This window comes from Streptomyces sp. NPDC018610 (genome assembly GCF_044391765.1).
In the GTDB taxonomy this organism is placed as follows: Bacteria; Actinomycetota; Actinomycetes; order Streptomycetales; family Streptomycetaceae; genus Streptomyces.
In genome coordinates this window covers 43,640-61,409 of the sequence record NZ_JBISAL010000006.1, presented here as the reverse complement: position 1 = coordinate 61,409, position 17,770 = coordinate 43,640, and the positions used below count along the sequence as shown (strand labels likewise).

Genomic DNA, 17,770 nt, shown 5'->3' with positions numbered 1-17,770 from the left:
CCTTACCCATGGTGGGAGCGTACGCGACGGCGGTGGGAGTGCAGTGCGGCCGTGTAGGCGTCGGCGGTGGCGGCCGCGGAGGAGTCCCAGCCGAAGGACTGGGCGTGCCGGGCGGCGGCGGCGCCCAGCCGGTCGGCGAGGGCGGGTTCGTCGGCGAAGTCGCCGAGAATCCGTGCGTAGGCCGCCGGGTCGTGACCCTGGACCAGGAAGCCGGTCTCGCCGTCCCGTACCGCCACCGGCAGGCCGCCGACCGCCGCGGCGAGCACCGGGGTGCCGGTGGCCTGCGCCTCGATGGCGACCAGGCCGAAGGACTCGCTGTAGGAGGGCATGACCAGCACGGACGCGGCCCGGAACCAGTCGGCGAGCTGTTCCTGCCCGACGGGCGGGCGGAACCGTACGACGTCGGCTATGCCGAGCCGGGCCGCCAGTTTCTGCAGGCCCTCCGGTTTGGCGAGGCCGCTGCCGCTGGGGCCGCCGACTATCGGGACGACGATGCGCGAGCGCAGGTCGGGGCGCTCCTCCAGGAGGACTCCCACGGCGCGCAGCAGTACGTCCGGGGCCTTGAGCGGCTGGATGCGGCCGGCGAACAGGGGGATCAGGGCGTCCTGGGGCAGGCCGAGGCGGGCGCGGGCGGCGGCGCGGCCGTCGCCGGGGCGGAAGCGGCCGAGGTTCACGCCGGGGTGCACGACGGCGACCTTCGCTGGGTCGGCGGCGTAGTGCCGCACCAGCTCCTCGGCCTCTTCGTCGGTGTTGGCGATCAGCCGGTCGGCGGCGGCGACGATCTGGGTCTCGCCGATGACGCGGGCGGCGGGCTCGGGGGTGTCACCGGCGGCCAGGCTGGCGTTCTTGACCTTGGCCATGGTGTGCATGGCGTGCACCAGGGGGACGCCCCAGCGCTGGGCGGCGAGCCAGCCGACGTGGCCGGAGAGCCAGTAGTGGGAGTGGACGAGGTCGTAGTAGCCGGGGCGGTGGCCCGCCCAGGCCTGCATGACGCCATGGGTGAAGGCGCACAGCTGGGCCGGCAGCTCCTCCTTGGCCAGCCCCTCGTACGGGCCGGCGTCGACGTGCCGGACGAGGACGCCGGGGGCGAGCTCGACGGCGGGCGGCAGGCCGCCGGCGGTGGCCCGGGTGAAGATCTCCACCTCGACGCCCTGGGCGGCCAGGCGCTGCGCCAGCTCCACGATGTAGACGTTCATGCCGCCGGCGTCGCCCGTGCCGGGCTGGTGGAGCGGTGAGGTGTGCACGGAGAGCATGGCGACGCGCCGGGGGCGGCGGTGCAGCCGCAGCCGCGCGGGAGCCGCCGCGGAGCGACGCCCGAGCCTGCCGACGTACTGGCTCACGTGGCGTTCCTCTCTGCTGCTCTGTCGCGGACATGCCGGACCGGGACGCGGCGCGCCCCTCAGGAGCCAACGCCGGCCGGGCCGGCTCCATTCCACCGCCGGGACTTTTACCGAACCATTGCCGACACTCGCTCAACCGTTCGACCGCGAGGCACGACCCCGCCGGTGCGGGCCCGTGTGGCGCGTCCCGCACGGCGCGGACCGGCGTGGCACGTCCCGCACCGAGTGCCCCCCTACCCTCGTATCCATGACATCCCGCGCGACGACCCTCCCCGGCCCCCGGACTCGCCCGAGCGGCCGGAACCCCGTCGTGGGCACGGTGACGCGCGGGACGACCAACCCCAACCGGCTGCGCCGCATGGACCGCTGGACAGCGGCCGTGCACGGCGCCGAGCTGCGGCGCGCCGCCGATCCGGTGGCCGTCGACCTCGGCTACGGCGCCGCCCCCTGGACGGCGGTCGAACTGCTGCACCGGCTGCGCGCCGCCGCCCCACGCACGCGCGTGGTCGGCGTCGAGATCGAGCCGGCCCGGGTCGCGGCGGCGCTGCCGTACGAGCGCGACGGGCTGGTCTTCCGGCACGGCGGCTTCGAGATCCCCCTCGCGCGGCGCCCGCACCTCATCCGCGCGGCGAACGTGCTGCGGCAGTACGACGAGGCTGAGGTCGCCGCCGTCTGGGAGCGGCTGTGCGCGCGGCTCGCCCCGGCGGACGGGCACTCGCGCGGGGGGCTGCTCGTGGAGGGCACCTGCGACGAGATCGGCCGGCGGCACGTCTGGGTCGCGCTCGGGCCCGAGGGGCCCCGCACCGTCACCTTCGCCACCCGCCTCGGGTCGCTGCACCGCCCCTCCGACCTCGCCGAACGTCTCCCCAAGGCGCTCATCCACCGCAACGTCCCCGGCGAGCCGGTGCACGCCTTCCTGCGCGACTTCGACCGCGCCTGGGCCGCCGCCGCGCCCTACGCCTCCTACGGCGCCCGGCAGCGCTGGATCCGCGCGGTGCGCGACCTCACGGCCGACTGGCCGGTGACGGACGGGCCGGCGCGCTGGCGGCAGGGCGAAGTGACGGTGGCGTGGGGGGCGTTGGCGCCTCGCGGCGGAGCGGCGGGATCGCTGACGCCTCGCGGCTGAGCGGGGACCGCTCGGGGCGGGACGGCGACACGACGGCGATCCGCGCTTCGACACGTTCGCGATCCGCGTGTGGGCGCGTCCGCGATCCGCGTGTGGGCGCGTCCCCGACCGGCGCCTCGGTGCGGCTGCACCAACGCCTCGATGCGGCTGCGACCAACGCCTCGATGCGGTCGCGATCGGCGCCTCGGTGCGGTCGCGATCGGCGCCTCGGCATGGCCGTGATCAGCGAGGAACGATCTTTGTGAGTCATTCGTCACACAGGTGGGAGATCGTCACGGGTGGGGCGACGGCGGGGCATTGGTGAAGCCGCGGGCATCGGCCCCTGTCGTTTTGGGCGACGGCATGGCACGATCCACCCGACGCAGTTAAGTTACTGACGGTAAATCAGGTTGGGGGCTGGGTATGGGACGGGGCAGGCGCACTGTGCTCGCGACGGCCGTGACCGTGGTCTGCGCGGTCACCATGCTGGGGGCATCGGGTACGGCGTTCGCGAGCGCGCAGCAGCCGGTGACCCCGTCGCCGACGCCGGCGGCCACCGCCTCCCCCTCTCCCTCCCCCTCCGTCACGCTCCCGCCGGACCAGGACCTGGAAGCGGTCCGGACGAAGCTGGACAAGCTGTACCACGACGCCGCCGTCGCCACGGACGCCTACAACGCGGCCGAGGAGAAGGCCCGCAAGCAGTCCGCCGAGATCGCCGATCTGAACGAGAAGATCGCCGCGGGGCAGCTGAAGCTGGACGGCATGAAGGACCGCGCCGGCGCGGCGGCCCGCGACCAGTACCGCACGGGCGGGCTGCCGCCGCAGGTCCAGTTCATGCTCAGCGGCGACCCGCAGCGGTTCCTCGACAGCGCGGGCCTGGTCCTCCAGGGCCAGCGGGCGACCAGCGAACTGATCAACGACATGACCCGCACCCAGCGGGACCTGCGCGAGTACGCCGACGACGCCGCCGCCCGCCTGAAGGAGCTGGAGGCCAACCGCAAGGCCAAGGCCGCCGCCCAGAAGCGGATCAAGGAGCGGATCAAGGAGGCTGAGAAGCTCCAGGACACGCTGGAGGAGCGGCAGCGGGAGCGGCTGGCGGAGCTGGAGAAGCAGGCCGCCGCGCAGGCGCAGACGGCCTGGCTGGGCACCGGCGTCCTCGACGAGATCAGCGGCAAGGCGTCCGAGTCGGGCACGAAGGCGGTGCGGTTCGCCACGGCGCAGATCGGCAAGCCGTACGAGTGGGGCGCCGAGGGGCCGAAGACGTTCGACTGCTCCGGGCTGACCTCGCAGGCCTGGGCGTCGGCCGGCCGGCCCATCCCGCGCACGTCGCAGGAGCAGTGGAGGCAGCTGCGGCACGTGGACGTGGAGGACATGCGCCCGGGCGACCTGATCATCTACTTCGGCGACGCCAGCCATGTCGCGATGTACGTCGGCGACGGCAAGATCGTGCACGCTCCGCGGCCCGGGCGGACGGTGACGCTCGCCGGCGCGGGCGAGATGCCGATCCTGGGCGTCGTACGCCCGGACGCCGGCTGACCGTCCGGGGCGCCCGCGGGATCCCCGCTCCGGCCCTCTTCGGGCCCCGCCCCGAAGGGCTCCGGGTCCGCCCCGGTCGGGGGCCCCTGGATCCCGCCGGCCCCCGGTGACCTGCACCATGTGACCCACCGCACCCCGGGTCCGCCCGGCCCTGGGGCAGGCGTGAGCTTCGTCATCCCGTAGGGGCGGTCGGCGTGTCCAACTCCGGTACGGATCGCGGCATATGGCGGTGGCCGAAGCGCGAGCGACGCGCCTCACACCATTCCGCTGCGGCGCCGACTACCGCTATGGTCCCCGTCGGTGGGGCGAGGTCCCTCGCGCCCACCACGCCCTCGGGGGGAGGGAAGGAACCCAGGACGATGCCCGTGCCCGTACCGCGGCAGAGAGCGATCCCGGCCGCGGAGAGCGGACCGGCGCAGACCGTGCCCCACGGCGTCGGCGACCCCACGGCGGCACCGGCCCCGAGCGGGGAAGCCACGAAGGACACCACGGTAGAGAACGACAGCCGCACCGCCGGCCACCACGCCCACAGCGCCCACCTCACGCTGCTGCTGATCGAGGACGATCCCGGCGGCTCGCCGATCGTGCCCGAACTCCTCGACTCGTCCGGCAAGCCCATCCGGATCCGCACCGCCCGCAACCTCACCGAGGCCGGACGGCTGCTCACCGACGACGTCCACTGCATCCTGCTCGACCTCGCGCTGCCCGCGCCGGGCCGGGCCGGCGGCGCGGCCGACGAGCTGGCCGTCCTCAAGCACGTGCTGGAGCTCGCGCCGCGGCACGCCGTCCTCGCGCTCACCGCGTCCGGCGACGCCGAGCGCGGCTCCGAGGCGGTGCGGGTAGGCGCCCAGGACTACCTGCTCCGCGAAGAGCTGGACGGGCCGCTGCTGAGCCGGGCGATCCGGTACGCGGTGGAGCGCAAGCGTTCCGACACGGCCGAGCGCAGACTCGCCGAGGGCAAGCTGCGGGCGCAGGAGAACCGTCGGCTGGAGCGGGGTCTGCTGCCCACTCCGCTGCTCGACGGTTCCACGCTGCGCTTCGCCGCCCGCTACCGCCCCGGCCGCTCGCGCGCGCTGCTCGGCGGTGACTTCTACGACGCCGTGCGCACCCCCGACGGCACGGTGCACGCCATGATCGGCGACGTCTGCGGACACGGCCCCGACGAGGCGGCGCTCGGCGTGGAGCTGCGCATCGCCTGGCGGGCGCTGACCCTGGCGGGACTGTGCGGCGACGAGCTGCTGAACACGCTGCAGCAGGTGCTGGAGCACGAGCGCGCCGACGACGAGATCTTCGCGACGCTGTGCACGGTGGACATCGCGCCCGACGGGCGCCGCGCCGGTTTGTGCCTGGCCGGGCACCCCTCGCCACTGGTCATCACGCCCGGCCGGCCCGCCCGGCTGCTGCCGTACGACAACAACGGGCCCGCCCTCGGTCTGCTGCCCGGCGCCCGCTGGCCGCGAACCCAGGTGGAGCTGGGCGCCGAGTGGAGCCTGATGCTCTACACCGACGGCCTGATCGAGGGCCGGACCGGCACGGACGGCGAACGGCTCGGCCAAGACGGCATGCTGGAGATGGTCCGCCGCCAGCTGGACCAGGGCCTGCGCGGCGAGGAACTGCTGCGGGCGGCGGTGAACGAGGTCCGCGAGCTCAACGGCGGCGAACTGACCGACGACGTGGCGGTGGTCCTGCTGGACCGGGAGCCGTAACGGGAAGCCGGCGGGAAACCGCGGGCGGCGACCCACCGGCGGGGCGCGCCACCCGGAGGGGCGCGCCACCCGGAGGGCGCCGTCGGCCCCCGTTCACGGGGAGCCGTGGGGCCGACCGCTCACGGGAAGCCGTGGGGCCCGCCGCTCGGAGGCGGCGTCGGCCCGGCCGCTCACCGGCCGCCGTTGTACGGCCCGTACGGTCCGTCGCTGCTGCTGCCGCGGCGGCGGCCCCAGCGACTGCCGCCGCCGGAGACCTGCTTGAGCGCGGGCCGTACGTCCACGATGTAGACGATGCTCGCGACCGCGCCGATGGCCGGCAGGATGCCGATGATCGAGAACAGGTAGCTCACGACCAGCGCCAGCGTCAGGACGACCAGCCAGAACACCTTGTTCTGCTTGTCGGCCGCGCGGAAGGCGTCCTCGCGCCGGAACGCGGCGTCGAACAGCCCGAATGCGGCGAGGGCCATGAGAAGGATCTTGATGATCCCCAGGAACCCCGCGAAGCCCAACATCAGCATGCTGTCCACCGCCCGTTCTCTCCGACTCGGTCTCGGCCACCGTACCCGGAGAACGGGCCGGGCACCCCGAGGGTGCCCGGCCCGCACACCGGTCGCCCGTACGGGTGACCCGTTCCGTCGCGCGACCGGTCCTGCTCCGGGCGCGCTCCGGTCCTACTTGGCGGGCGGCGTCGTCTTCTTGGCGGTGGGGGCCGCGTTCTTGCGGGGCGTCGGGGCCTTCTTCGCCGCCGGCGGGGTGGCCGCCTTCTTCGTCGCCGGGGCGGTGGCGGCCTGGACGCCGGTGGTCCTGGCCTCGGCGGCCTTGGCCTCCTCGGCCCTGACCGGCCGGACCGGCGAGGCGGCGGGCGCGGGCCGCGTCTTCGGCTCGGGCTCGGGCTCGACGGCGACGGCGAGTTCCTCGACGCCCTCGGCGATGTCCTCGATGCCCTCCGCGGCCTGGCCGCGCCAGGTCCTCACGGCCTGCTCGCCCTGCTCGGCGACCTTCTCGTAGGTCTCACGCGCCTTGACGGCGTACTCGGCGGCGACGCCGACGCCGCGCAGGGCGAGGTCCTGGGCAGTCTCGCCGAGCTTCTTCAGGTCGGCGTCGAAGTTGGTGCCGAACTTCTTCAGGTCGGTGTCGAGGGAGTTCAGGAAGCCGGTGAACCGGGTCTGGAAGGTCTCCTGCGTCTCCTTCACCCGCGCCGTGGCCCGCTCCTGGACGGCCTTCGGGTCGGTGTTGCGCACGGCGTCGATCCGGGCCGGGGCCTCGGCGCGCAGCTGCTCCACCAGCGCGGGCACCTTCTTGGCCTGCCGCAGGGCCAGGTCCGCGGTGCCCGCGGCGAAGTAGAGCGGCTTCGGGTCGCTGAGGGTCTTGCGCAGGTCGTCGGTGATGGCCATGGTGATGATCCTCCCGGATCGCTTTCGGCTGAGGGTGGTGTTCTGCCGCGGTGGCCGCCCGTCCGTCCGGCCCCCGGGGAGCCGCCGCACCGGCCGGGTCCACGGGGCCGTCGGATCAACCGGCCGCTTCCCGCGGACCGGCGTCGTCGCCGGATCTGCGGGCACGGCCCTCGGCGGCGGGCCGGCCGCCGTCCGTGCCGGGCACGCCGGCGGACCGTATGGCGCCGCCGGTGTCGCCGGGGCCTTCCGGGGCGGCGCCCGTCGCGGCGTCGTCGCCTCGGGCGGCCTCCTCCCGGCGGTCGGCCTTGCCGGGCCCGAACCCGTTCTCCTTGCGGAAGGACTCGTAGATCTGGAGCAGCACCTGCTTCTGCCCCTCGTCGAGCGTGGGATCGGCGAGGATGACGGCGCGCGTCTCCACCTCGTCCCGGTCCCGCTCGGCGTCGAGGATCCCGGCCCGCACGTACAGCGTCTCGGCTGAGATCCGCAGCGCCTTGGCGACCTGCTGGAGCACCTCCGCGCTCGGCTTGCGCAACCCGCGCTCGATCTGGCTCAGATACGGATTCGACACCCCGGCGGCGTCGGCGAGCTGCCGCAGCGACAGCTGCGCGTTGCGCCGCTGCTCGCGCAGGTACTCACCGAGATTGCCGACGTTGAGCGATGCCATGCCTCCACCATGCACCCACTTCGCTAACAATTGCAAGCACACTGCTTGCAACAGCGCGCAACGTCACCCGGTCGGCCCTCGGCCGTGACCGCGACGCCGAGCGCGGCGGCCTGGGAAGCGGGAGGCCGGGGAGAAGTCAGGCCCGCTCCTCGTGGCCGTGCTCGCGCAGGAGGGCGTCGATGCGGCGCCGGTGGGACTCCTCCCAGTCGTCCAGGGTCTGGGCCGCCTCCTCGGCGAGCCGGGCGCGGGCCGCGGTGAGGATCTCCTCGGCGCGGGCCGCCGGGACCGTGACGACGCCCTCCTCGTCGGCCACCACCACATCGCCCGCGTCGACCTCGACACCGGCGCACCGCACCCGCTCGTTCAGGGGCGTCACGACCGCCTTGGCGCCCGGGATCGGGACGAGCCCGCGGGCGAAGACGGGGAAGCCCGCCCGCCGCACCTCGGCGAGGTCGCGGATCAGGCCGTCGGCGACGAACGCGGCCACGCCCCGGCGCTGCGCCACCGCGCACACGTTGCCGCCGGCCAGCGCGTATGCCAGGTCGCCGGACTCCACCACGATCACCGCGCCCGGGGCGGCCCGGTGGATCGCGGCGTGCAGCATGAGGTTGTCGCCGGGCGGGCACCGCACGGTGAACGCCGGCCCGGCCACGCGCGGCACCGGCCGCCACAGCGGCCGGATCCCGTGGTCCATGACGTGGGCACGGCCCAGCAGGTCGGCGAGGGTGGTGGTGGGAACGCCCCGGAGGCCGTCGACGACGGTGCCGGACACGGTGCTCGATGCGGTCATGTCCACGACCCTAGTGCGGCGGACTCCCACCGCCCCGGGCCCGCTACGGCCGCTGCCGCCAACGTCCGCGCGACGGCTAGGAGGAGAGCGACAGTTCCGTGGTGATGGTGTCCCAGAGGGCGTCGAACCACTTCTGGGACTCGGCGACGAACACCGCGTCCCGCCGCCCGGCGCGCCTGACGAAGGAGAAGAGCAGGGACGTCGAGCCGAGGGCGTCGTACATGTCCAGGGTCTCCTCGCCCCAGCCCTCGTCCCGCCGGGTGAGCGTGTAGTAACCCAGCAGCGCTTCCTCGCCGTTGAGCAGATAGAGCTTGACCGGCGGCGTGAAGGGCAGCGCGCGGAAGGTCACGCGCACGTCGAGGCCGTGGGTGGCGCGCAGGGACATCAGGTTGTGCCGGAGCACCTGGGCCTGGGCGTTGCGCATCTGCAGCCAGCGCTGGTGGATGAGGGCCCCCTCCTCGCCGTCGCCCGTCGCGGAGACGGGGAAGGCGAGATCGATGTCCCTGGACGGCACCAGGACGCGCACGTCGATCGCGTCCGGGCGCATCCGGCCCTCGTGGATCAGACGCATCGGCTCGCCGAGGGCCACCATCAGCGTCTCCGCGGTGTGGCACACCACGTCGATGCGCACCCGCCGCGCCGAGAACGCGTCCGTCAGCCGGGGCGCGAGCCCCACGAGGGTCGGCTGCGGTTCCTCGCGCACGGGGGCGGCCTCGGCGATCCTCGGCGGGCTGCCCTTGCTGACGTTGCTAAGCAGGCCGTCGTCCTGGAGCGCGCGCAGGGCCTGGCGGACGGCGCCGCGCTCCACCCCGAACTCGTCGGCGAGTTCGGCCTGGGTGGGCAGGCGGTCGCCCGGCTTGAGGTCACCCGTGCGGATCCGCTCACGCAGGGTCTCGGCGATCTCCTGGGCCGACGGGCTCCTTCGGCTGCCGTTCACGGACGCGTTCTCCTGGGTCACGACCAAAACGCTACAACTTTGATCCATCTCACGGCAGTTGTTTGAGAGTTGTTTAGAAGTGGCAGCCAAGTGGGGACAACTTCAACATAGTTGGTTACCAACTTGGGCCAGTTGGCGGAAGGTTCGTCTCCACAAGCGACCGGCGCCTCCCGTTCCCGTCCCGCCCACGCACATCCGAAGGGGGAATCACCGTGCTCGCTCCCGCTCTTCTGTCCGCCCTCTCCGCCGCCGGCCTCGAGCAGATCGTCCAGTGGAAGTACGGCACGTGGGGCTTCGTCGGGCTGCTGCTGTTCACCGTCGGCGTGAAGGCCAAGAACCCCGCCGTCGGCTTCGCCGGGGCCGTGGTGCTGCTGACGCTGCTCGCCGGACCCGTCCGGTGACCATGGCCGGTTCCGGCCCCCGGCACCGGCCCGGCGCGGCGTTCTCCGAGGAGGCGGGCGAGCGGGAACCAAGGGCAGGAACAACTTCCCGCCATCTTCGACCAGTTCATCACAGGATGGTTATGCGGCACACCCAAGTGGAGATAAGAAAGAAGGAAGTTGGTCGCCAACTTGAGCGACCTGGTCGAACCTTCACGGGTTGGCCACCGAGGTGACAGACAAGACCACGCGGGACCGGTGCTCCTCTCCGGAGGGGAGCCGGGAGCCCGGCCCGCGCGCACAGCCACAACTGAAGACCGTCGTTCCGCACAGCCACAACTGAAGACCGTCTCGCACAGCCACAACTGAAAAGCGTCGCGCACAGCCACACACCGCGATACGGCACAGCACAGCACGCTACGGATGCGTCATCCCTGTCACCACCGCCGGCCGCAAGGAGTCCGGAAGGAGTTCGGGAGAAGTTCAGAAGATGTCCGGGCACCACGGCCGCCTGGACGTACGCAGCAGGGCGTCGGCCACACGGGCGGCGCCCGCTCGTTCTTCCCGCACCCGGCCGAGCGCGGCGAGCCGCACCGCCGACTCGTCACCGAGCCACAGCGCCGCCAACTCCGCGACGTCCATCGTCAGATCGGCGCTCGCGGTGGTCGGCGCGCAGGAGGCCCCGTCCGCCGACGCCTCCAGCCGCCAGCGCCCGCCGGTCAGCCCGGCCCCGTCCACGACGTCCAGCATCAACGCGCCCTCCCCCTGGCAGCGAGCCGTCAGGCGATGGGACCACGACCACCTGACCACCAGACCATCCGGCCAGCAGGTCACCGGACCGGCTGGTCCTCAGATCAGCAGGTCGTCCACCTGGGCCTCGCCGTCACGGTAGCGGCGGGCGATCTCCGCGCCGCAGTCGTCGGCCGTGCGCTGGAGGTGCTGCCGGCGTCGGGACACCTGCCGCTCGTAGCGCACCAGCCGGCCCATCGCCGCGCCGAGTTCCAGGTCGGTACGGGCGCTCAGGTCCGACAGCTCGACCTCGCCGAGCATCTCCGCGGCCAGCCTGCGCACCTCCTCGCTGTGCGGCGTGCCGAGGGTGACGTGGCGGGCGGAGGAACGCTGCCGGGCGGGCGCGTCCTTGAGGATCTCGGCCAGCCGGTCGACGACGGGTCCCTGACCGGCGTGCACCACGGAGGTGAGCCCCGCCCCTGCCCCGGAGGCCGTCTCCGGCTCCGCCCCGGCGGCGGCGTCCGAGCCGCGCCGGGCCAGCTCCGCGCGCAGGATGTCGATCCGCCCCTGGAGCAGCCGCCGTACGTAACTGAGGTCGGCCTCGTCCCGCTGCGCCTGGCGGCGCAGGGTGCGCAGTTCCGGCAGGCTCGGGGCAGCCGGGCCGGACGTCCCGGTCCCGGCCCCGTCCGCGGCGGCGGGCGGCTCGACGGCCGGGGCCGTGCCCACGCCGGTCACCGCGTCCCCGGCCGGGGCCGTCCTCGTGGCCTGCGGCTCCGGCGAACCGGCCGGCGGTTCCGTCGGCAGCGGCGGGCTGTCGGTGCGCTGCACCGGTGGCCGGTGGGTCTCCGCGACCGTCGCGCCAAGCGGCGAGATCGCCCCGGGCTGCGCCTGCTGCTCGGTACTCGATGTGCTCATGAGCCTCAACCGTCCCCTCGACCGGCGCGTACGGAAGCATCGTGCCACCCCAAGTGGCCCGTATGTGAACGAGTGCGCCCGATCACCCCCAGATGGGGGGTTACGGATCAGAAAGAAGCACGATATGGACGCACCGGCCCGCCGTGGGAGCGCGTCCGGTCGCGCGGCATCATGGTCGCCATGCGTGCAGTGGTGCAGAGGGTGGACGGGGCGAGCGTCGTCGTGGACGGCGAGACGGTGGGGGCCATCGAGGGCGAGGGGCTGTGCGTCCTCGTCGGGGTCACCCACGAGGACACGAAGGAGAAGGCGGCGCAGCTCGCCCGCAAGCTCTGGTCGATCCGCATGCTGAACGACGAGAGGTCGTGCGGCGACACGGGCGCCCCACTGCTGGTGATCAGCCAGTTCACGCTCTACGGCGATGCCCGCAAAGGCCGCCGCCCCACCTGGAACGCGGCGGCGCCCGGCGAGGTCGCCGAGCCGCTCGTCGACGAGGTGGTCGCCCAGCTGCGCGCCCTGGGCGCGACGGTGGCGACGGGCCGGTTCGGCGCGAAGATGCGGGTGTCGCTGACGAACGACGGCCCGTTCACCGTCCTGCTGGAGATGTGAGACCCGAGACTTACGGGCTTACGGGCTCCCCCGGGCCCTTACGGGGTCGGCCCGCGCGCTCCCACGGGCGTCCGGGGCAATCCCCGAGCTGCGGGCCCTACGGCTCGACGACGGTCTCCTGCGCCGCCGCCGTCTCCCCCGCCGTCAGCGGGGCGTCCACCGGGACGTTGCGCTTGACGACGGCCAGGGCGACCGGGCCGAGCTCGTAATGGCGCACCGAGGTGGTCAGCACACCGATCTTCCGGCCGTCCGGGCCCTCGTCGGCGAGCCGGATCTCGGTGCCGGGCGGCGGCAGGTGCACATCGCTGCCGTCGAGGTGCAGGAAGACCAGCCGACGCGGCGGCTTGCCCAGGTTCTGCACCCGGGCCACGGTCTCCTGGCCCCGGTAGCAGCCCTTCTGGAGGTGCACGGCCGTGCCGATCCAGCCCAGCTCGTGCGGGATGGTGCGGTGGTCGGTCTCGAAGCCGAGGCGGGGCCGGTGCTGCTCGACGCGCAGCGCCTCGTGGGCGAGGATCCCAGCGGGCGGCCCGGCCTTCCCGGCGTACGACTCCAGGTCCTGCCGGGGCAGGAACAGGTCACGGCCGTGCGCGGTCTCCCGTACGACGACGCCCTCGGGGACCTCGGCGATGGAGCCGGCCGGCAGGTGCACGACGGCGATGTCGGCGCTCCGGTCGGCGACCTCGACCCGGTAGAAGAACTTCATCGACTCCAGGTAGGCGATCAGCGCCTCCTGGGTGCCCGGCTCCACGTGCGCCCAGACCGTCTCGCCGTCGTCGACCAGATAGAGCGCGTGCTCGATGTGGCCGTGCGCGGACAGGATCAGCGCCTCGGTGGCCCGGCCGGGGGGCAGGTCGCTCACGTGCTGGGTGAGCAGCAGGTGCAGCCAGCTCAGCCGGTCCTCGCCGGTGACGGTGACGACGCCTCGGTGGGACAGGTCGACGAAGCCGGTGCCGTCCGCGAGGGCGCGCTGCTCGCGGAACAGGTCGCCGTAGTGGGCGGCGACGCCTTCGTCCACGCCCTCGGCGGCGACGGCTCCGGGCAGCGACAGCAGGGGGCTCTTCATACGGCCAGCCTACGACGTGGTAGTTGAACTCTTCAGCGAACAGTCCTCGCAGCGGCCGAAGATCGCGAAGTGCTTCATGTCGGTGTCGAAACCGAACTGCTGCCGCAGCTTGGCCGTGAAGTCGGCCGCCACCTCGACGTCGGCCTCGATGACGCTCTCGCAGTCCCGGCAGACCAGGTGCAGATGGTGGTGGCGGTCGGCGAGGTGGTAGGTGGGCGCTCCGTGGCCGAGATGGGCGTGGCTGACCAGGCCCAGTTCCTCCAGCAGCTCCAGCGTCCGGTAGACGGTGGAGATGTTGACCCCCGACGCGGTCTTCCTCACCTCACCGAGGATCTCGTCGGGGGTCGCGTGCTCCAGGCTGTCCACCGCTTCGAGCACGAGTTGCCGCTGCGGCGTCAGCCGGTAGCCGCGCTGCCTGAGGTCGCTCTTCCAGTCGGTGCTCACCACACCAAGAGTCTAGGACTACTTGAAGAAGGCGATGCCGTCGTCCGGCAGGTCGTCCGGGAGGGCCTTGGCCCAGCGCTCGACGTCCTCCGGGGTGACGACCTTCTTCAGGTGGGCCGACATGTACGGGCGCAGCTCGACGTCCGGGGTCTGCTTCTCGCCGACCCACATCAGATCGCTCTTGACGTAGCCGTACAGCCGCTTGCCGCCGCTGTAGGGGGCGGATGCGGCGGTGCGGGCCACCGCGTCCGTGACCAGGTCGATCTGCGGCTTCTTGTCGGCCATCTCGCCGTACCAGATCTCGATGACGCCGTCGTCGCGGGTCATCGTGACCTCGACCTTGCGGTCGGCGTCGATCCGCCAGAAGCCGGACTCCGTCTCCAGCGGCCGCACCTTGTTGCCGTCCTCGTCCAGGACCCAGGTACGGGAGTGGTACTCCAGGAAGTCCCGGCCGTCGTGGGTGAAGGTGACCTCCTGGCCGAAGTTGCACTTCTCGGAGCCCGGGAAGTCGTGCACACCGGCGCCGGCCCAGTCGCCGAGCAGGAAGGCGAGGGGGACCAGGTCCTTGTGGAGGTCGGACGGAATCTCGATCATGAGCGGCAGTCCCTGGATGTCGTCAGCGCTGGCCCTGGTACAGCTTCTTCACGGTCAGACCGGCGAACGCGAGGACGCCGACGCAGACCAGGACCAGCAGGGTTTCGAAGAAGATCTCCACGGGGTGCTCCTTGTCGAGCGCGGTGCGGTACGTACGTACACAGGGCCGGTGCCCAGCTTAGTCGGCCGGGCTCCGGCCCTCTCCCCGAGGTACGTCCGCGCGCTCAGGCGAGCAGTTCGCTCTGGAGTGTCACGGTTTGCTGGAAGGGGACCGCGGGGGCCGCGCCCGCACCGGACTGGACGACCAGCGCCACCACGTCACCGGCCTGGAGGTACGCCTGCCGGACCTGGCGGTCGCCGTACGGCTCGTCCTCGGCGAAGGCGAAGCGGGAGACCTCGCCGACCGCGGCGTCGGCGGGGAAGTCCTCGTCCAGGTGCGAGCTGTGGACGTCGCGCAGCTCGTGCGAGACCGTGTCCGCCCCGCAGAAGTCCGCACGCGCCCGTTCCGCGACCTCCGCCGTGCCGAACTGCAGGAGGAAGACACGGGTCCGGACTCCGTCCCGCGTGGTCCATCCGCGGGCCGCGACGTGCCGCAGGCCGAGGTCGGTGAGGTTCTGCCCCAGCTCCGTCCGGTCCCGCTGCATGGCGTACTGCGCCAGGAAGTCCTTGGCCGGCAGCCATCCCCCCTCGCCGCGCAGCGCCTCGTCCTCCGTCGCTCCCCTGGGAGCGGGCAGGACGAGGGCGCGCAGGTCGGCGTAGTGCGCGCCGGCCGGATTGTCCTCGGCGAGCGGCCCGGGGCTGCCCGAGGGCAGTGGCGGTGCGCTCAGTGTCGGATAGTCCCACCGCCCGTCGGACTCGGTCGCCAGCCCCGGGACGTCGGTCCGCTCCATCCGGATGATGCCGTACGCCGTCCACGTGCCGGCCACCGCGAAGACGGCCACGGCGGCGGCCCACCGCAGTACGGCACGCAGCACCCGCCGCTCCTTCGGCGCGGCCGGCGGGGGTACCGGCGCGGCCGGCTCAGCGGGAGGCGTCGGCGTCACCACCGCGTGCGCCTGGGGCGCGGTAGCCCGCGGTGCCTCGTCCCGCGCTTCCAGCGATCGCGTCTGCTCCGTCATACGGCCTTCCCCGGCTCCTCGATGCGGTCGAGCTGCTCGGTCAGCAGAGCGGCGACCTGCTTGGTGTTCAGGGAACGCGGACCCGTCGCGGTGACGCTGACCAGGACGTTCCCCTCGTACGCCGAGCAGACCATCCCCTCGATGCCCTTGTCGCCGTCCCCGCCCTGGACGTCGCTGTCCTCTCCCGTGGGGGACAGGAAGCATCCCGCGTTCTTGTGGCCCTTGATCTCCGGTCCCTCGCGGAACACGTCCAGGGCCGTGAGGAACGCGTTCTGGAACGTCACCATGGAGCGGACGGCGGCCCTGTCCTTCATCTGCGTCAGCACGATGCTCACCGTGACGGCCGTGTCCTTCTGGAAGATGTCGCCGGCTGCCTGGACGTAGCTGCGCATCGCCATGCCCTGGATGCGCTCCCGGTCGATCTCCTGCTCCAACCGCTTGCGCCGGGTACGGGGCAGGTCCCGGTACGCCTCCTTGCGCAGGGCGGTGGCACGCTGCCCGCTGAGCCGGGCGTCGGAGCCGTACTCCCCCAGGTCGGGGCCGCGCTCCCAGAGGGTGTCGTAGGGCGCGAGCATCCCGGCCAGTCCGGTCTGTGCGGCCGGCTTCGTCCCCGCCGTCTTCTCCCGCGGCAGCGCCCAGCGGGGAGCGCCGGGATCCCGGTCCGCGTCCTGGACCGTCACGACGGTGTACCCGGCGCCGGCGACGACCGCAGCGGCGAGGAGCACGGCCCCGGCAGCGGCCGCGACACGACCCCTGCGGGCGGGGCGTACGGGTCGCTCCGGCGCCGCTTCCTTTCCCGCTCGGTTCTCTTCCACCTGGTGCCCGTCCATCCCGTTCTCGCTCACAGGCGCTCCAACTGCCGCTGGGCGAGATCGATGATCTGCGCCTTGGAAACCGGCTTGTCCGAGTCGATGAAGATCTCCAGGGCGAGGTCGCCTCGCCAGGCGAAGGCCTCGGCGCCGTAATTCCTCGCACGACCGTGTCCGGCGTCCGCACGGGGAAGGACGTACGCCATGCTCTCCCCCGCACCGGGGATCGGCCAGCTCCTGACTCCGTCCTTGCCCCGGCGGTACTCCTGATTGGAGCGGGTCACATCGGCGGCGCCCATCGTGTCCACCTGGCGGTACTGGAGCAGCCTGATGTCCACGGTCGAGGTGTCGCCCTCCCAGGCGGTGGCGGCGCCCCGGCGGTACTCCTCCCTGACCAACCAGTCGAAGGCGTCTCCGGGCTTCTCGAAGTATCCGGCGTAGCGCGCCAGGTCCAACCAGCCGTCGTCGCCCTTCAGCCACTCGGCCTCCCTGGCTCCGCGTGGCTTCGGCAGCAACAGCTTGCGCAGGTCCCCCTCGGTCTTCACCCGGTGGTCCTGCGCGGCCGTCAGCGGCTCGGGAGCCGGCCCCTCGGCCCTCGGCAGCACGGGCTGCGACAGCGGAGGCAGGGCGGCGGGCTCCCGGTCGGCCTGGACCAGATAGCCGGTGCAGGTGCCGGCGACGACGCCGAGGACGGCGGCCGTGGCGATCAGCAGGGCCGTACGGCCCCGGCGGCGCCGCGGCCGGACCGCCCCCGCGCCGACAGGCTCCCGACCGCCTTCCGCCCTCGGTGCTCCCCCGGTTTCCCCCGCCTCTCCCGTCGCTGCCGTTTCTCCGGCTTCTCCGGCTTCTCCGGCTTCTTCTGTTTTTTCGGCTTCTTCGGCTTCTTCGGCCTTCTGCACGGCATCCCCCCTCAGAACGTGAAGCGCGCGTTCCCTTCGCGCGCCTCACAGGAGACCCGTGGGTGTTGCACCGAGTTGTAAGGGAGTTGATTACGATTCAGCCATGGCGAAGAAGCTCGTGATCAAGGTGACGGCGGGCGCGGACGCCCCCGAGCGGTGCTCCCAGGCGTTCACGGTCGCGGCGGTGGCCGTGGCCAGTGGCGTGGACGTCTCGCTGTGGCTGACCGGCGAGTCCTCCTGGTTCGCGCTGCCGGGCCGCGCCGCCGAGTTCGAGCTGCCGCACGCGGCACCGCTGCCCGACCTGATCGACTCGATCCTCTCGGCCGGCCGCGTCACCCTGTGCACACAGTGCGCGGCCCGGCGCGACATCACGGAGAAGGACGTGATCGAGGGCGTCCGGATCGCCGGTGCGCAGGTCTTCGTGCAGGAGGCCCTGGGCGAGGAGACGCAGGCGCTCGTCTACTGAGGGGGCTCGTGCGGGCGTTTCTTGCCGTCGAGTTCGTCCCACCACTCGTCGGACGTCGGGTCGCCGGACGGGTCGTCCCACCAGCGGTCGTCCGGGCCCCGCCGGTTGGCGACCATGGCGGCGACCGGCGGGATCACCATGGCGAACAGGCACATGCCGACCGCCGCGGGAACCGACCAGATGCGCACGACGCCCCAGGCCAGGACGAACAGCGTGACGCAGGTGCCCATCATGGCGAAGTACAGATGCCGCCGACGTGCGTACATGACTCCAGA

At 72.8% G+C, this 17,770-nt stretch carries 20 protein-coding genes and 1 pseudogene; 6 read left to right on the top strand and 15 right to left on the bottom strand.

The window, feature by feature from the left end; translation table 11 throughout:
* Positions 1 to 2 precede the first annotated feature (2 nt).
* The gene (gene mshA / locus ACH5A8_RS16740) at positions 3 to 1,340 is read right to left on the bottom strand and encodes a D-inositol-3-phosphate glycosyltransferase (RefSeq protein ID WP_399002543.1); all 1,338 of its coding nucleotides are present in this window, start codon (positions 1,338 to 1,340) and stop codon (positions 3 to 5) included.
* Between the two features lie 247 nt (positions 1,341 to 1,587).
* Between mshA and ACH5A8_RS16735 the strand changes: the two genes are divergently transcribed.
* The 3 genes from ACH5A8_RS16735 (at position 1,588) to ACH5A8_RS16725 (ending at position 5,687) form a co-directional block, all read left to right on the top strand.
* Positions 1,588 to 2,466, top strand: coding sequence for a class I SAM-dependent methyltransferase (locus ACH5A8_RS16735; protein ID WP_399002541.1), 879 nt, complete (start codon positions 1,588 to 1,590; stop codon positions 2,464 to 2,466).
* A 402-nt stretch (positions 2,467 to 2,868) separates the two neighbouring features.
* Positions 2,869 to 3,981, top strand: a complete 1,113-nt coding sequence (locus ACH5A8_RS16730; protein WP_399002539.1) for an NlpC/P60 family protein — start codon at positions 2,869 to 2,871, stop codon at positions 3,979 to 3,981.
* A gap of 359 nt (positions 3,982 to 4,340) precedes the next feature.
* Positions 4,341 to 5,687: a PP2C family protein-serine/threonine phosphatase gene (locus ACH5A8_RS16725; RefSeq protein WP_399002537.1), complete on the top strand. Its 1,347-nt coding sequence runs from the start codon at positions 4,341 to 4,343 to the stop codon at positions 5,685 to 5,687.
* Between the two features lie 170 nt (positions 5,688 to 5,857).
* Here ACH5A8_RS16725 and ACH5A8_RS16720 read toward each other — a convergent pair whose 3' ends face one another.
* The 5 genes from ACH5A8_RS16720 to ACH5A8_RS16700 all read right to left on the bottom strand — a co-directional run bounded on the left by ACH5A8_RS16720 (position 5,858) and on the right by ACH5A8_RS16700 (position 9,499).
* A complete protein-coding gene (locus tag ACH5A8_RS16720; RefSeq protein ID WP_399002535.1) occupies positions 5,858 to 6,214 on the bottom strand; it encodes a DUF2516 family protein in 357 nt (118 codons plus the stop codon).
* Between the two features lie 144 nt (positions 6,215 to 6,358).
* Positions 6,359 to 7,081, bottom strand: coding sequence for a hypothetical protein (locus ACH5A8_RS16715; RefSeq protein ID WP_399002533.1), 723 nt, complete (start codon positions 7,079 to 7,081; stop codon positions 6,359 to 6,361).
* Between the two features lie 115 nt (positions 7,082 to 7,196).
* Positions 7,197 to 7,745, bottom strand: a complete 549-nt coding sequence (locus tag ACH5A8_RS16710; protein ID WP_399002532.1) for a helix-turn-helix domain-containing protein — start codon at positions 7,743 to 7,745, stop codon at positions 7,197 to 7,199.
* A gap of 136 nt (positions 7,746 to 7,881) precedes the next feature.
* Positions 7,882 to 8,535 carry an RraA family protein gene (locus ACH5A8_RS16705; protein ID WP_399002530.1) on the bottom strand — a complete coding sequence of 218 codons (654 nt, stop codon included), beginning with the start codon at positions 8,533 to 8,535 and terminating at the stop codon, positions 7,882 to 7,884.
* Between the two features lie 76 nt (positions 8,536 to 8,611).
* A complete protein-coding gene (locus ACH5A8_RS16700) occupies positions 8,612 to 9,499 on the bottom strand; it encodes a winged helix-turn-helix domain-containing protein (protein ID WP_399002528.1) in 888 nt (295 codons plus the stop codon).
* A 185-nt stretch (positions 9,500 to 9,684) separates the two neighbouring features.
* Between ACH5A8_RS16700 and ACH5A8_RS16695 the strand changes: the two genes are divergently transcribed.
* On the top strand, positions 9,685 to 9,873 hold the full coding sequence (locus ACH5A8_RS16695) for a hypothetical protein (RefSeq protein WP_399002526.1): 189 nt from the start codon (positions 9,685 to 9,687) through the stop codon (positions 9,871 to 9,873).
* 462 nt (positions 9,874 to 10,335) lie between these two features.
* On the opposite strand, the pseudogene ACH5A8_RS16690 reads toward ACH5A8_RS16695, so the two are convergent.
* Positions 10,336 to 10,617: pseudogene (locus ACH5A8_RS16690) on the bottom strand (sterol carrier protein domain-containing protein); the annotation flags it as partial.
* 84 nt (positions 10,618 to 10,701) lie between these two features.
* Positions 10,702 to 11,496 (bottom strand): ABC transporter permease, encoded by a 795-nt coding sequence (locus ACH5A8_RS16685; RefSeq protein WP_399002524.1) that lies wholly within the window; start codon positions 11,494 to 11,496, stop codon positions 10,702 to 10,704.
* Between the two features lie 180 nt (positions 11,497 to 11,676).
* Between ACH5A8_RS16685 and dtd the strand changes: the two genes are divergently transcribed.
* On the top strand, positions 11,677 to 12,102 hold the full coding sequence (dtd, locus tag ACH5A8_RS16680) for a D-aminoacyl-tRNA deacylase (RefSeq protein WP_399002522.1): 426 nt from the start codon (positions 11,677 to 11,679) through the stop codon (positions 12,100 to 12,102).
* Positions 12,103 to 12,199: 97 nt separating this feature from the next.
* Here dtd and ACH5A8_RS16675 read toward each other — a convergent pair whose 3' ends face one another.
* From ACH5A8_RS16675 to ACH5A8_RS16650, 6 genes are all read right to left on the bottom strand, one after another.
* On the bottom strand, positions 12,200 to 13,165 hold the full coding sequence (locus tag ACH5A8_RS16675) for a YgfZ/GcvT domain-containing protein (RefSeq protein WP_399002520.1): 966 nt from the start codon (positions 13,163 to 13,165) through the stop codon (positions 12,200 to 12,202).
* A gap of 9 nt (positions 13,166 to 13,174) precedes the next feature.
* Positions 13,175 to 13,612, bottom strand: a complete 438-nt coding sequence (locus ACH5A8_RS16670; RefSeq protein ID WP_399002518.1) for a Fur family transcriptional regulator — start codon at positions 13,610 to 13,612, stop codon at positions 13,175 to 13,177.
* Between the two features lie 15 nt (positions 13,613 to 13,627).
* Positions 13,628 to 14,203: an FABP family protein gene (locus tag ACH5A8_RS16665; RefSeq protein WP_399002516.1), complete on the bottom strand. Its 576-nt coding sequence runs from the start codon at positions 14,201 to 14,203 to the stop codon at positions 13,628 to 13,630.
* 224 nt (positions 14,204 to 14,427) lie between these two features.
* Entirely contained in the window at positions 14,428 to 15,321 is an 894-nt protein-coding gene (locus ACH5A8_RS16660) for a hypothetical protein (RefSeq protein WP_399002514.1), read from the bottom strand.
* The gene (locus ACH5A8_RS16655; protein WP_399002512.1) at positions 15,318 to 16,166 is read right to left on the bottom strand and encodes a hypothetical protein; all 849 of its coding nucleotides are present in this window, start codon (positions 16,164 to 16,166) and stop codon (positions 15,318 to 15,320) included. The genes ACH5A8_RS16660 and ACH5A8_RS16655 overlap by 4 nt, the downstream gene beginning before the upstream one ends.
* Positions 16,163 to 17,029, bottom strand: a complete 867-nt coding sequence (locus ACH5A8_RS16650; protein ID WP_399002510.1) for a hypothetical protein — start codon at positions 17,027 to 17,029, stop codon at positions 16,163 to 16,165. Before ACH5A8_RS16650 ends, ACH5A8_RS16655 begins: the two co-directional genes overlap by 4 nt.
* A 103-nt stretch (positions 17,030 to 17,132) precedes the next feature.
* Here ACH5A8_RS16650 and ACH5A8_RS16645 point away from each other — a divergent pair, with 103 nt between their 5' ends.
* On the top strand, positions 17,133 to 17,495 hold the full coding sequence (locus ACH5A8_RS16645) for a DsrE family protein (RefSeq protein ID WP_399002509.1): 363 nt from the start codon (positions 17,133 to 17,135) through the stop codon (positions 17,493 to 17,495).
* On the opposite strand, the gene ACH5A8_RS16640 is transcribed toward ACH5A8_RS16645, so the two are convergent.
* Positions 17,489 to 17,761 (bottom strand): DUF3099 domain-containing protein, encoded by a 273-nt coding sequence (locus tag ACH5A8_RS16640; protein WP_399002507.1) that lies wholly within the window; start codon positions 17,759 to 17,761, stop codon positions 17,489 to 17,491. The genes ACH5A8_RS16645 and ACH5A8_RS16640 overlap by 7 nt on opposite strands.
* Positions 17,762 to 17,770: the final 9 nt, after the last annotated feature.